General features: G+C 59.6%; 9 protein-coding genes, 1 tRNA gene and 2 rRNA genes (1 of these 12 running past the window's edge). 5 read left to right on the top strand and 7 right to left on the bottom strand.

All coding sequences use genetic code 11. The features are described 5' to 3' along the window. Positions 1–23 precede the first annotated feature (23 nt). Complete coding sequence (locus tag PGP17_RS07160) at positions 24–668, top strand: hypothetical protein (RefSeq protein ID WP_270374778.1); 645 nt, start codon at positions 24–26, stop codon at positions 666–668. Between the two features lie 303 nt (positions 669–971). On the opposite strand, the gene PGP17_RS07155 is transcribed toward PGP17_RS07160, so the two are convergent. The 4 genes from PGP17_RS07155 to PGP17_RS07140 are packed head-to-tail and all read right to left on the bottom strand — an operon-like array spanning position 972 to position 3,910. Beyond that, on the bottom strand, positions 972–1,619 hold the full coding sequence (locus PGP17_RS07155; protein ID WP_270374777.1) for a uracil-DNA glycosylase: 648 nt from the start codon (positions 1,617–1,619) through the stop codon (positions 972–974). A gap of 32 nt (positions 1,620–1,651) precedes the next feature. Beyond that, positions 1,652–2,803 (bottom strand): nucleoside triphosphate pyrophosphohydrolase family protein, encoded by a 1,152-nt coding sequence (locus PGP17_RS07150; protein ID WP_270374776.1) that lies wholly within the window; start codon positions 2,801–2,803, stop codon positions 1,652–1,654. Beyond that, positions 2,803–3,423, bottom strand: coding sequence for a hypothetical protein (locus tag PGP17_RS07145; RefSeq protein ID WP_270374775.1), 621 nt, complete (start codon positions 3,421–3,423; stop codon positions 2,803–2,805). Before PGP17_RS07145 ends, PGP17_RS07150 begins: the two co-directional genes overlap by 1 nt. 10 nt (positions 3,424–3,433) lie before the next feature. Then, complete coding sequence (locus PGP17_RS07140; RefSeq protein ID WP_270374774.1) at positions 3,434–3,910, bottom strand: TIR domain-containing protein; 477 nt, start codon at positions 3,908–3,910, stop codon at positions 3,434–3,436. A gap of 107 nt (positions 3,911–4,017) precedes the next feature. Between PGP17_RS07140 and PGP17_RS07135 the strand changes: the two genes are divergently transcribed. Together PGP17_RS07135 and PGP17_RS07130 are read left to right on the top strand one after the other, a co-directional pair. Continuing rightward, positions 4,018–5,265, top strand: a complete 1,248-nt coding sequence (locus tag PGP17_RS07135; protein ID WP_270374773.1) for a hypothetical protein — start codon at positions 4,018–4,020, stop codon at positions 5,263–5,265. Then, positions 5,265–6,131, top strand: coding sequence for a hypothetical protein (locus tag PGP17_RS07130; RefSeq protein WP_270374772.1), 867 nt, complete (start codon positions 5,265–5,267; stop codon positions 6,129–6,131). Before PGP17_RS07135 ends, PGP17_RS07130 begins: the two co-directional genes overlap by 1 nt. Positions 6,132–6,459: 328 nt before the next feature. On the opposite strand, the gene PGP17_RS07125 is transcribed toward PGP17_RS07130, so the two are convergent. After that, positions 6,460–6,536, bottom strand: a tRNA-Met gene (locus PGP17_RS07125). A gap of 231 nt (positions 6,537–6,767) precedes the next feature. Here PGP17_RS07125 and PGP17_RS07120 point away from each other — a divergent pair. Beyond that, complete coding sequence (locus PGP17_RS07120; protein WP_270374771.1) at positions 6,768–8,012, top strand: prolyl hydroxylase family protein; 1,245 nt, start codon at positions 6,768–6,770, stop codon at positions 8,010–8,012. A gap of 159 nt (positions 8,013–8,171) precedes the next feature. Beyond that, complete coding sequence (locus PGP17_RS07115; RefSeq protein ID WP_270374770.1) at positions 8,172–9,404, top strand: sensor histidine kinase; 1,233 nt, start codon at positions 8,172–8,174, stop codon at positions 9,402–9,404. 216 nt (positions 9,405–9,620) lie between these two features. Here PGP17_RS07115 and rrf read toward each other — a convergent pair. Both rrf and PGP17_RS07105 read right to left on the bottom strand, forming a co-directional pair. Further along, positions 9,621–9,735: ribosomal RNA gene (gene rrf, locus PGP17_RS07110) — 5S ribosomal RNA — on the bottom strand. 96 nt (positions 9,736–9,831) lie between these two features. Beyond that, positions 9,832–12,282 (bottom strand): 23S ribosomal RNA (locus PGP17_RS07105) (it continues 334 nt past the right edge of the window).

Raw genomic sequence — 12,282 nt, 5'->3', positions numbered from 1 at the left:
ACCCGTCCCGAAAGGCACCTGCCATGGCGTCGAAATCTGATATCGTTCAGGCCCTGCTCGACAGGCACGGGCGGACCTTCTGCCAGGAGCTCGGGATCCGGCTCGATCGCAACGAGCCGGCTGCGCTCTTCCAGTGGCTGGTGGCGTCGAACCTCTTCTCGACCCAGATCGGCTTCGAGCACGGCGCCCGGGCCGCCAGGGATTTGTTCGATGCCGGACTGACGACGCCGCAGAAAATGCATGACAGCCAGTGGAAGACCCGCGTGCGCATTCTCAACGAGGCCGGCTATGCGCGCATGGACGAGAAATACGCCACCTATCTGCGCGAGATGTCCGCACAGCTCCTTGATGCGTATGACGGCGATCTGCGCAAGCTGCGCAAGGCGGCCGGCCAGCACCCCGGACAGGCAATCAAGCGCCTGAAAAAATTCGACGGCATCTCCAAATCCGGCGCCTCCATCTTCTGCCGCGAGGTGCAGGCCGTATGGGACGAGCTCTACCCCTTCGCCGACGCCAAGGCGCTTCAGGCGGCCCGGACCCTGGACCTGGGCAGCGACGCCGAAACGCTCACTGGTCTCGTCGACAAGAACGATTTTCCGCGCCTCGTCGCGGCCCTCGTTCGAGCCGACCTGGAAAATGACCTGGACGCAACCCGCGACGCCGCATGATGAGCCTGGGCGGGGGGCGCCGCGAAAATTGCGTGTAAAAAACAAAAAACCCGCCAGCGCATTGCGCTAGCGGGTTTTTTGGTGCGGGATGAGGATTTGAACCTACGAGTTACGGGTGTGGCGATCTTCGAATGAGAGTCGCGCGTCGTGCGGCGGCAGCGACTACTAAGTAGCCGCTAAATCCCTGGAGCGGACCTCGCCGAACCCGTGGCCGCGATGGCTGCAATAAGACTCACACAAGTCAGCCGTCGGAAAACCCGGGGCGGTTCAGACGGCTTCAGACCGAGTGGTTGTTCGAATTTCTTATTGAATTGGCTTCCGCATGGAAAAGAGGGAGGGCTGTCGATCTGTTAGGCGGCCGCAATATAACTCTTCCATTCCAGCCACAAACTCGCTTTGACCGCCATAGCTCGGGTGACGAACCTTGCACACCTCGTTGCTGGTGACGGAGGAAGACAGCACACTAAAAGCATCGTTGCCGATCGCGATGACGCGCCGGGGTTTGATGTAGTCTATGATCTTCACAAGTATCTCCGCTCCGGCTTTACGCTCCCGTGCATTGTGAGCACGATTTGAGAACGGATCGCCTTCGTCGAACGGATGAAGCGGAAAGACATTCCACAAGAATACAGGTGAATTTAGCCGAAGGAGAACATCCCAGATTGCCGCCGCCGTTCTTTCTGCGACTGGTTCACCGAACGTCGGCCTTTTCGGCTCTAGGTCCCAACGGGTGAGGTGGTGAGAGAAATGAACGTCATCGGTTAACGCCAAGCCTGTCCTGCGGCCGCCACGATAGCCAAGATCGCGGCCTACCCATATAGCATCCAGTTCGGCAGCCGACGCTCGTTCCAGCATCTCAGTCAAGTAGTGGCGCCGCAAACCGGGCGCTTCGTCGGCATCATAGATCGGGCATCGGTCGAAATATGGGTTGAAGGTGTTCTCAAAATCCATCTGCCTGAGAGCGTCCAATATATCCTTTGAACTCATACAGTTTTGCCTCCCGACACCTTGTATCGCAGCGTTCGCTCTTTTCTGTTTCCGATAACGATGCCGCCTTCATTTTTTCGCATCTGACGAAACACATCGTAGCCTTGGATAATTGCATTCTCCCACAGATAAAGCGGGCATTGCTCGACTTCATAGCCCCGAACAAAGTTCTGAACAGCTTTGAGCAGGTCGAATGAAACGCCCTTCTGTCCCTCAAAAAAATTCAGCGATTTGGCATGCGAAAAGATATAGGCGGATAAGCCCTCATCAATGACGATCGCCCGCCCGCCGTCCTGCGCCTCATCAATATCTTTCCTGCTCTTGCGCTTATGCCTGATCAGAGCGCGGATGGTTGGCGACCAGTGAAGCACTGCGACATTGGCGAAGTGAAAAACGTCGTGGAACCGATAGCCATCAGGATCGCCGATGTTGTCCGACAGCGGATCGCCGATAAACACGCCGTTCCATCGCAAATAGCTTCGGCCGTTCGCACGCTGGGTGACCTCGATTTCGAACTCGCGGGGAAGCTGCTCTTCTTCGGGGAATTCAGCATCGAAGTCGGGCAAATCAACGGGAGACGGCTTTAGAAACCGTCCGCGTGTCTTCGCGATGTTCCCCTTCAGCACCGCAGCAAATGATACCCGTGAGGCCTGCACAGCTTGGATATATACGCGAATGAATTCTACCAATAATGGCCTTGTATTCGCAGGGTCCATTTCTTGTGCGAGGAGACGCGCGGACTGCTCGCCCAGCCTCAGTAATATGGAATCGAGGGGGGCTAGATCCGCGGTGCTCATTACTTTCGCGACCGGACCGGCTGGATCGCCGTTCGCGGCCACGCTGATCGCAAAGCCATTGCCGTCGAGAATTTCAGAGAAAAGATCGGAAAGGCTGATTTCCAGCCGCCTACACAAAGCGGTCACATACCAGAGCGTGTCGCCAAGCTCTTCCTCGACATCACGCATGTAGCCTGCAAACGCGCTCTTCTCGCGGTGCAGCTTCTTGGACGTGCTCATCACACTGCCGACTTCGCCAAACAGCCCGAGCAGGATGGGCGTCATTTCGGTATCGGAGAAACGATCGGTCGGAGCGACCTCACGCTCATATTCTGAAAGCAAGATGTGCGCATGAGGCGACGATCTATTCATCAGCGCTTCCTCGCTGCTTCAATCATATCAAACGGTCGCCCTTGGTATCCTTTGACGCCAAGCCCTTCCATCCAGGTTTCAAAATCCACTATGGTATTCGCTGCTAAGATTTTTTTTCGCCCTCTGCCGGAAAGTACGAGACCGGCATTCTTTAAAACATCCGGAATCTCAGGGCCTTCCGCACCGAAATAGACAAAGTCGTCACTGATTAACACGCGATCTACGGCGGTGTCCCTGTTAATATGCTTCTGGAGTGGGGAGCCGTCATCTTTGCTGTGATAGGAATTGAGTTGTTGCCACTCGCCGTTTTTCCGCGGGTAGTAGATATTGTCACCGCAGGCCATTCGGTAACTTCCGTAAAGGTTCGGTTTCTTTTTCTCGAAACGGGGATCGTTCCAGTATTCGCCGAAGGTCAAGGCTTCGCTTACCCGCATCGCGTAGACTAGAAAACCGCCGCGCCGCACGCCCTTCTTATTGCTCCCTGTGCCAATAATCCAGTCGCCAATAGATGCGCGTTCCCGGATATCCGGCTTACAGGTCGCTAGCGTGCAGAAGCCGTTAAACGGGTTGGGTGCAAACCCACTGTCATAGGCTACGATATAGCTGTGAAGGATCGGCACTTTCGCTCTTTCATCCGCAAGGATGTCGGCGAATAGGCCGAGGATCGCAAGGGGTGCCGTCCGGGGTCTCGAACTGCTCATAGTCTCCGTTTACTGCGTCGATTATCTTTTCTGCATTCCATCCAACACGCGCATGACCGTACTCATCTAGCGCTTCCGGCACCTCGCAACCGCTGGCACCACGTTCCCATACACCGACGATGGTTTTGCCCTGTTTATGCGCGTACTCGATCTCCCAATTCACCCATTCGCTATTTTTGGTCTCCGGTGAAATGTAGACGATCATGGCGCTAGACCAGTTTATACGCGGGGCAAGTATTTGCGACTTGATGTAGTCGGGTGAGGCGGCGTTGTTCGGCTTGTCGGAATTTATGGAGCCGTCGCGAATCTCCATGCCCCTGCTCTTCAGGAGGTTTTTGAGGTCGGTGAGGCCGCCGTCGTCCTTATGAACATGGCTGATGAATACGTTTTTTGTCTTGTTGCTCATCGGTGAGAATCCTTTGCTCAGACAAGCGGTAGTATGTTAGTTCTTACAATATACTATATGTACGCCTAATGCGAGCGGAGATCGTCCTAGGCGCGAGAAAGAAGTAGATGCTACCACCAGTCCTCGAAATCTTCGTTGTTTGGCACTCTCAGGATCACCGAGGTGCGCAGCTCGCAGAGACCATCTTCGGCCACTTTATGCGTGGCCCGACCTTCTCGGGCGTCATCGGCGGCGGCATCCAGGTCTCATTGCGCAGTACAGGCTGGGAGGGCGATGGCAGCGCCCCGAGGCCCGTCTACGCAGAGGGCAGCCCGGCCCCGAACGGGATTCGTCCCGCGAACTTCGTGGCCGTCGTCCCTCTGCTTGGAACTGAACTCGCTGCGAGCGTACAGGATCAGGAATCACAATGGCATCGCTATATGGCCGCCATTCGGGACACGCAGGCCGGCATGCCGGACAGGTTCGGAGTCTTTCCGTACCGGCTCTCAAACGGAGCAACCGACGGAACCGAGCTTGGCCAACTTTTGGGGCACTTCCAGTTCATCGCTGCGGGCCAACCGGACGCGGAAGGCGAAAGTCTGGACAGCATGCTCTGTCGCGACCTCGCGCAAGGGATCGCTCAGCTTATTTCTCCTGACGAGATGGATAGACTGACTGCTTTCATCAGCCATACAAAGCGGCACAGCTACAACGAAGGTGAAGATGTCGATGAACTGGTCGGTCTGGTGCGCCAAGTAATTGGAAGTACGCGGCTGAACGACTTCTTCGATGCAAACGATCTCCAACCGGGTACGGACTGGGACGCGGAACTTAAGGAAAAATCCCGTGCGAGCGCCATGCTTGCTATTCGTACCGACCTCTATTCAAGCCGCGAGTGGTGCCAGCGCGAAGTGGTGATTGCCAAGATCCATGGCATGCCGGTGATTATGATGGATGCTATCGGCTACGGTGAACAGCGCGGATCGTTCCTGATGGACCACGTACCACGGGTTGCGGTGCGCAAGTCAGATGGCCATTGGCATAAAAGAGACGTGTACCGTGCCCTGAATCTGCTCGTCGACGAATGCCTGAAGCGGGCGCTTTGGATGCGTCAAAAAGAGCTTGCGCAAGATCGCCCAGAGCTTGACGTTGCCTGGTGGGCACCGCATGCACCCGAACCGCTTACGCTGTCTCACTGGATCAACGCCTACCTGCTGGGAGATCCTGAAGGTGAAGGAGATGTCCGAATCCTTCATCCCGATCCGCCGCTAGGCCCGGAAGAACGGGAGGTTCTCGTCAACTATGCGCGCAGCACCCGGCTGGGGCGAGGGATTGATATCATGACCCCGCGCCAGCTCGCTACGAGAGGCGGATAATGATGAGCAAGGATGAAGCCCGCACCGACCTCCTTCCGCCGGATGCGCTAAAAGGAAAACGCCTTGGGATTTCCGTTTCGGACAGCCCGGACCTGGATCGGCTTGGCCTGCTCGACACCCATTTTCGCATGACGCTTGGGGAGTTGGCGCGTGCGGTGGTTATCGCTGGTGGCTCGCTCTTTTACGGCGGACATCTCCAGCCGGAGGGGATCACAAACTTTCTTGTTGAGGAACTGCACCGTTACGGGCGGCGTGATCGCCCCCTCAAAGTCTGCCTCGCGTGGACCGTCCACCGCTTAATGACAGCCAAACAGATCGCAGAACAGAAGGAATTCCTCGGCCTGTTCGGAGAAGTTTTTTTCCTGTCCCCTGACGGACAGCGCCTTGACGGTCCAGTCGACGAGCCGCCACAGCAATCATTCGCTTCGGAAGAACATGCCGCCGCCCTTTCGGGATTGAGATCCTTCATGACGGATAATACCGATGCCCGGATAGTCATCGGTGGCAAGCGCGAAGGGTTCCAAGGCAACATGCCCGGGATATTCGAAGAGGTTCTGTTCTCCCTCGAACGCCATCAACCGCTTTACCTCGCTGGCGGGTTTGGCGGTGCGACGCTCGACGTTATCCGGACACTCCGGCCAGCCTTCGCCGAGTGGCTTCCAGCACTTCCCGATGGCGCTGAGCCTTATCAGCGCCTGAATGATGGCCTCGTGCGGTTGGGTGAGGTTGCGTCGGCGCAGAAGTGGGACGGGTATGAGAACGGACTGAATGAGGAGGAGGGCTGTCTGCTCGCCGCGTCCTATCGCCCGAGCGAAATTGCCGCCCTGGTTGGCAAGGGAATGGGACGCCTCCTAGTGAAAAATTAGCTATACGACTTGGGTTGAGGGTTTTGAAGCTACATTCGAAATGACCCAGCCCCGTGATCCGGGGCTGCGTTGGTAGAGTTTGTTCGTCGTTCGAGCGTGACTACGTTTTCGGATACCTAGTGCCAACGTCCCCTCCTGCGCCAAAGCTGCCTTGGCCCTTCTATCTTGAGACGGGGATAAGATTCGCGGTTGTGGAGCGCCGCATTCACAGACAAGCGGTCGCGCCGACATTGCGCCGCCTGCTTCCAATATGCTTCCAAATTTCAAAGCGGGCCCCAAACCCCAAAAACAAAAAACCCGCTAAGCCATTGGCCTAGCGGGTTATTTTTGGGTGCGGGGGTAGGATTTGAACCTACGACCTTCAGGTTATGAGCCTGACGAGCTACCGGGCTGCTCCACCCCGCATCAGGGCCGGAAAGACACTGTCTCGCCGGGAGAGGCGTGTAGGTAGCCACTCGCTGTTGTGAGGTCAATGGCCGAGGCTGCAGAGATTGGTGTACGGCGCTTTTTTTGCAGCCCCTGCGCGCTATCGCGCCCGCCGGGCGCGCTCTGAAGCCCCGGTTTGCCAAGCAAGGCCGCGCATCTGTAAAACACGGGCGCGCATTGTCTCCTGCGTGTGCGACTGGGAGTTCTTCCATGGCCAGCCCTCTTCTGGACGACGGTTACACGGCCTGGCGCGAGGGCCGGATGGAGGACGCGGTCGCCGCGCTTCAATCGGGCGTCACGGCGGGCGAGGCCGCGGCCATCGCGCCCCTGTTCGATGCCGCCCTGGAAGCCGGGCTGACCGGCGATGTGGCCGCATCGGTGCGCGCGACGCTGGACAGCGCGCTTGAGGGCCCGCTCGCCCCGGTGCTGGACCAGGCTGCCGGCCAGCGCGCTGCCGCGCGCCTTGGCGCGGTCGTGCTCGCTTCAGGTCTTGGCCGCGCGAGCGACTGGCCCGGCGCGATCGCCGCCCGCCAGAGCGATCACGAGCGCGGGGATTTGCGCGCTGGTCTGGAAATCGCGCTCCTGTGCGAGCTCGCCGGCTTCACCGGGGCCGCCCTGTCTCTGCTCGAGGCGCTGGCCCGCAGCGGCCAGGGCGAGGCCATCGCCGCCCTGCTGCGCCTGGGTGCGCAACGCGGCGAAGTCTCCGAGGTGGCCGTGCCCCACGCCCCTGCCCTGGCGCGCGCGCATCCGCTCGGCCCCGCCTTGCAACAGGCGATTTCCGGTCTGCCCGCTGCGGCGGCCAGCGCGCCCTGCCCCGTTCCGGACGCGCAGGTGCTGGCAGACGCCCTGTTTGCATGCGAGCCTGAACGCGAGAGGCTGCACGATGCCCCGCGCATCGAGACCGCGCCGGGCCTGATCAGCGCGGTCCTCAGCGATTATCTGACGGCGGCCAGCGTCCCCTTCCTGCACACGGCCACGATTTTCGATCCCGACACCGGCGAGCAGCGCCCGGACGAGTATCGCCGCTCGCTGACCGCCAGCCTGCCGCCCAGTGCGATGGACCTGCCCGCACTCGCCATTCGCGACCGGATGCTGACCCTTGCCGGGGCGCAGAGCCATCAGAGCGAACCGCTCGCGGTGCTGGTCTACCAGCCGGGCCAGGAATACAGGCCGCATTTCGACTTCATCGCGCCCGATGGCGGACGCGCGAGCGACGACCTTGCCCGGCGGGGCCAGCGTGCCCATACCGTTCTGGTTAAGCTGAACGAGGAGCATACCGGCGGCGCCACGAGTTTTCCGCGCCTCGATGTCGCGTGGCAGGGCCGGCGCGGCGACGCCCTCGTGTTCGACAATCTCGATGCCGCAGGCAAGGGCGAGAAGGCGAGCCTGCATGCGGGCTTGCCTGTTGAAACCGGCACCAAGATCCTCGCCAGCCTGTGGGTGCGCGAGCGCTAGCGGCCGCCTGGCGTCTTCACCGGTGCGCGATTTCTTGCAGGACCATGAAACCATGCGGGGTGGGCTGCGTTCGTACCCATTGTGCAGCACTCGCAAGATTGCGTTTCGGCCGGGAGTCCGGGTGCCGTATCTTCCGGCGTGAGTGAGGGGGAGCGACGCGTGCACGAGCCTTTTGATCCGGAGGAGCCCCGGCTTGCGCCGGCGCCCGCCACAGCGACCGCGCTGGCGCGCCGCCTGGCCCATCAAAAGCAGATTGCCGAGTTGGGCACCTATGCCTTCACCGAGCCTGACTACCAGGCTGTGATGGATCGCGCGGTCGAGCTCGCCGCCGAAATTTTCGACGTTCCCCTGACCAAGATTTTGAAATTCGTCGACGATGCCGACAGCCTGAAGCTGGTTGCCGGCCGCGGCTGGGAAGAGGGTCTGGTCGGCCACGGCCGTGTGGGGATCGATCGCGAATCCCAGGCCGGCTACACGCTTCTGAGCGAGGCGCCCGTCGTGGTCACCGACCTGGCGCGCGAGACACGGTTTTCCGGCCCGCCCCTGCTTCATGAGTACGGCGTTGTCGCCGGCATGAGCGTGATCATCGCCGGTGCCGCCGGGCGGCCTTTCGGCGTGTTCGGCATTCACGACACGAGGGCGCGGCGCTTCGATGAGAGCGATGCGGACATGCTGGTCACGCTGGCCAACATCGTTGCCAGCAGCGCGCGCCAGCGCGAGGCCGCCGAACGCCGCAATCTGGCGAGCCGGGAAGTGGCCCACCGGTCCGGCAACCTCCTCCAGCTCGTCCGGTCGATCGCCAGCCAGACCTTCACCACCGATCGCGTCACCCGCGAGGCCGAGCGGGTATTCTCCGGGCGCCTCGCCGCGCTCTCGCGGGCCAACCAGCTGCTCTGCGAGGATGGCTGGTCGACCACGCGCCTCATCGCGCTGGTCAAGGAGGTGCTCACCGTCTTTCCCGGACGGGTCGAGATCCAGGGGCGCGATATCGTGCTGCCGGCCGATTTCTGCTTCGATCTCAGCCTGATCCTGCACGAGGTCGCAACCAATTCGGGCAAGTACGGCGCCCTGAGCCGGGAAGCCGGTGTACGCGCAAGCCTGTCCTGGCAGCTGGAGGCCGGTGCAGACGGCCGCTCCCAGCTTGTGCTGACCTGGCACGATCCGGTCAGCGCGTCTGGCCCATCGGCCACGTCCGCGCCTCGCGCCGCCGGGGAAACCGGATTCGGCAAACAGCTCATCGTCAGCCTTGCGGAAGTCAAATGGGGCGGGCGGATCTCGGAGAGCCAAAGCGACGGCTACCGCCTTGTCCTGCAGCTGCCCCTGCCCGATGGCGAGCGGGACGCGGCCGGCGCGCAGACGGGCGCAGAGCCCGGCCCAAGAACCGGCGGTTGACCGGTCGGCAAGTGCCGGGCACCCGTGCAATGGGCCCGCGGCGGCGCAAATTCCCGGTCCATGCCCGGCCGTGAGCGTGCGACCCGGCACTGGCCGCAGACCTTGGCCCCGGATCAGACTCACAAAGCCGAACCCCAAACGCAAAAAACGCCCCGGCCGGATGGCGCGGGGCGTTCTTTGTAACGTTGAAAAGGAGGATGCGCATCAAACGTGCGGACCGGGCGACGACCTACTCTCCCATGCCTTAAGACATAGTACCATCGGCGCAGAGGGTCTTAACGGCCGTGTTCGGAATGGGAACGGGTGGGATCCCCTCGCTCTAGCCACCCGGTCGGCGCGTTTGATGCGGATATATCGTAGAGACATTTATTCCTGACTTTGGGTGTCATGACGCACGGACGAAGCGATCGCCGTGCATGAGTGTCATAAGATCAAGCCAATCGAGCTATTAGTACTGGTCCGCTCCACACATTGCTGCGCTTCCACTTCCAGCCTATCAACGTGGTGGTCTTCCACGGCTCTGATAGGGATACCTTGTTTTGAGGGGGGCTTCCCGCTTAGATGCTTTCAGCGGTTATCCCGTCCGCACTTAGCTACCCTGCTATGCTGCTGGCGCAACAACAGGTCCACCAGAGGTGCGTCCATCCCGGTCCTCTCGTACTAGGGACAGCTCCTCTCAAGTATCCGACACCCACGGCAGATAGGGACCGAACTGTCTCACGACGTTCTAAACCCAGCTCACGTACCGCTTTAATTGGCGAACAGCCAAACCCTTGGGACCTGCTCCAGCCCCAGGATGCGATGAGCCGACATCGAGGTGCCAAACAATGCCGTCGATATGGACTCTTGGGCATCATCAGCCTGTTATCCCCGGCGTACCTTTTATCCGTTGAGCGATGGCCCTTCCACGCGGGACCACCGGATCACTATGGCCGTCTTTCGACTCTGCTCGACCTGTCAGTCTCACAGTCAGGCGGGCTTATGCCATTGCACTCACCGAGCGATTTCCGACCGCTCTGAGCCCACCATCGCGCGCCTCCGTTACTCTTTGGGAGGCGACCGCCCCAGTCAAACTACCCACCACACAGTGTCCCGGGACCGGGTTCACGGTCCGCGGTTAGACATCAACGAGGATAAGGGCGGTATTTCAAGGATGGCTCCACCAGAACTGGCGCTCTGGTTTCAAAGCCTCCCGCCTATCCTACACATATCATCGCTAATGCCACTGTGAAGTTGTAGTAAAGGTGCACGGGGTCTTTCCGTCTGACCGCGGGAACTCCGCATCTTCACGGAGAATTCAATTTCGCTGAGTCTCTGCTGGAGACAGTGGGGAAGTCGTTACGCCATTCGTGCAGGTCGGAACTTACCCGACAAGGAATTTCGCTACCTTAGGACCGTTATAGTTACGGCCGCCGTTTACCGGGGCTTCAATTCGGAGCTTGCACCCCTCCTTTTAACCTTCCGGCACCGGGCAGGCGTCAGACCCTATACGTCGTCTTGCGACTTCGCAGAGCCCTGTGTTTTTAGTAAACAGTCGCCACCCCCTGGTCTGTGCCCCTGGACTACGCTTGCGCGCAGCCAGGCTCCCTTCTCGCGAACTTACGGGAGTAATTTGCCGAGTTCCTTCAGCAGAGTTCTCTCAAGCGCCTTGGTATGCTCTACCAGTCCACCTGTGTCGGTTTGGGGTACGGTCTCATGCGGGAGCTATTTCCAGGGACGCCTTGGCAGCCCGACCAATCCGATAAGGTCGAACTACTTCCAGAATCCGTCACTACCCGCTGGCCCACGAATATTAACGTGGTTCCCATCGACTACGCCTTTCGGCCTCGCCTTAGGGGCCGGCTTACCCTGCGCTGATTAGCATTGCGCAGGAACCCTTGGACTTTCGGCGAGAGTGTCTCTCACACTCTTTATCGCTACTCATGTCAGCATTCTCACTTCTGATATCTCCAGGTGCCCTCGCGGGTCACCCTTCACAGACGTACAGAACGCTCCGCTACCGCTCTTTCGAGCCCGCAGCTTCGGTGTATCACTTAAGCCCCGTTACATTTTCCGCGCAGGAACGCTTGACCAGTGAGCTGTTACGCTTTCTTTAAAGGATGGCTGCTTCTAAGCCAACCTCCTGGTTGTCTAAGCATTCCCACATCGTTTCCCACTTAGTGATAACTTGGGGACCTTAGCTGGCGGTCAGGGCTGTTTCCCTCTCCACAACGGACCTTAGCACCCGCTGTGTGTCTGCCGTGCTGTACTCCCCGGTATTCGGAGTTTGGTTAGGTTTGGTAAGCCGGTGAGGCCCCCTAGCCCATCCAGTGCTCTACCCCCGAGGGTAATACACGACGCTCTACCTAAATAGATTTCGCGGAGAACCAGCTATCTCCGAGTTTGATTGGCCTTTCACCCCTAGGCACACGTCATCCCCGTCTTTTTCAACAGACGTGGGTTCGGTCCTCCAGTGCGTGTTACCGCACCTTCAACCTGCACATGCCTAGATCACTCGGTTTCGGGTCTTATCCCTCGAACTCATCGCCCTATTCAGACTCGCTTTCGCTGCGCCTACACCTATCGGCTTAAGCTTGCTCGAGAGACAAAGTCGCTGACCCATTATACAAAAGGTACGCCGTCACCCTTTCGGGCTCCGACTGCTTGTAGGCGTCCGGTTTCAGGATCTGTTTCACTCCCCTCGTCGGGGTGCTTTTCACCTTTCCCTCACGGTACTGGTTCGCTATCGGTCGGCAAGGAGTACTTAGGCTTGGAGGGTGGTCCCCCCACGTTCAGACAGGATTTCACGTGTCCCGCCTTACTCAAGTCCACTGGAATTGGTATCGCATACGGGGCTATCACCCGCTATGGCCGGTCTTTCCATACCGTTCTGCTGTCG

Origin of the sequence: Marinicauda sp. Alg238-R41, from assembly GCF_947331485.1 — a bacterium.
GTDB classification, from domain to species: domain Bacteria; phylum Pseudomonadota; class Alphaproteobacteria; order Caulobacterales; family Maricaulaceae; genus Marinicauda; species Marinicauda pacifica.
Note: the sequence above shows the minus strand (reverse complement) of the source record. Positions and strands in the feature narration are given on the sequence as shown.

What these genes read in the sequence shown, in the direction of transcription:
- PGP17_RS07155 (WP_270374777.1), bottom strand. Translation starts at nt 1,619, where the DNA reads ATGGATTTTGAGAACACCTTCAACCCATATTTCGACCGATGCCCGATC.
- PGP17_RS07140 (WP_270374774.1), bottom strand. Translation starts at nt 3,910, where the DNA reads ATGAGCAACAAGACAAAAAACGTATTCATCAGCCATGTTCATAAGGAC.
- PGP17_RS07130 (WP_270374772.1), top strand. Translation starts at nt 5,265, where the DNA reads ATGATGAGCAAGGATGAAGCCCGCACCGACCTCCTTCCGCCGGATGCG.
- PGP17_RS07150 (WP_270374776.1), bottom strand. Translation starts at nt 2,803, where the DNA reads ATGAATAGATCGTCGCCTCATGCGCACATCTTGCTTTCAGAATATGAG.
- PGP17_RS07135 (WP_270374773.1), top strand. Translation starts at nt 4,018, where the DNA reads ATGCTACCACCAGTCCTCGAAATCTTCGTTGTTTGGCACTCTCAGGAT.
- PGP17_RS07160 (WP_270374778.1), top strand. Translation starts at nt 24, where the DNA reads ATGGCGTCGAAATCTGATATCGTTCAGGCCCTGCTCGACAGGCACGGG.
- PGP17_RS07120 (WP_270374771.1), top strand. Translation starts at nt 6,768, where the DNA reads ATGGCCAGCCCTCTTCTGGACGACGGTTACACGGCCTGGCGCGAGGGC.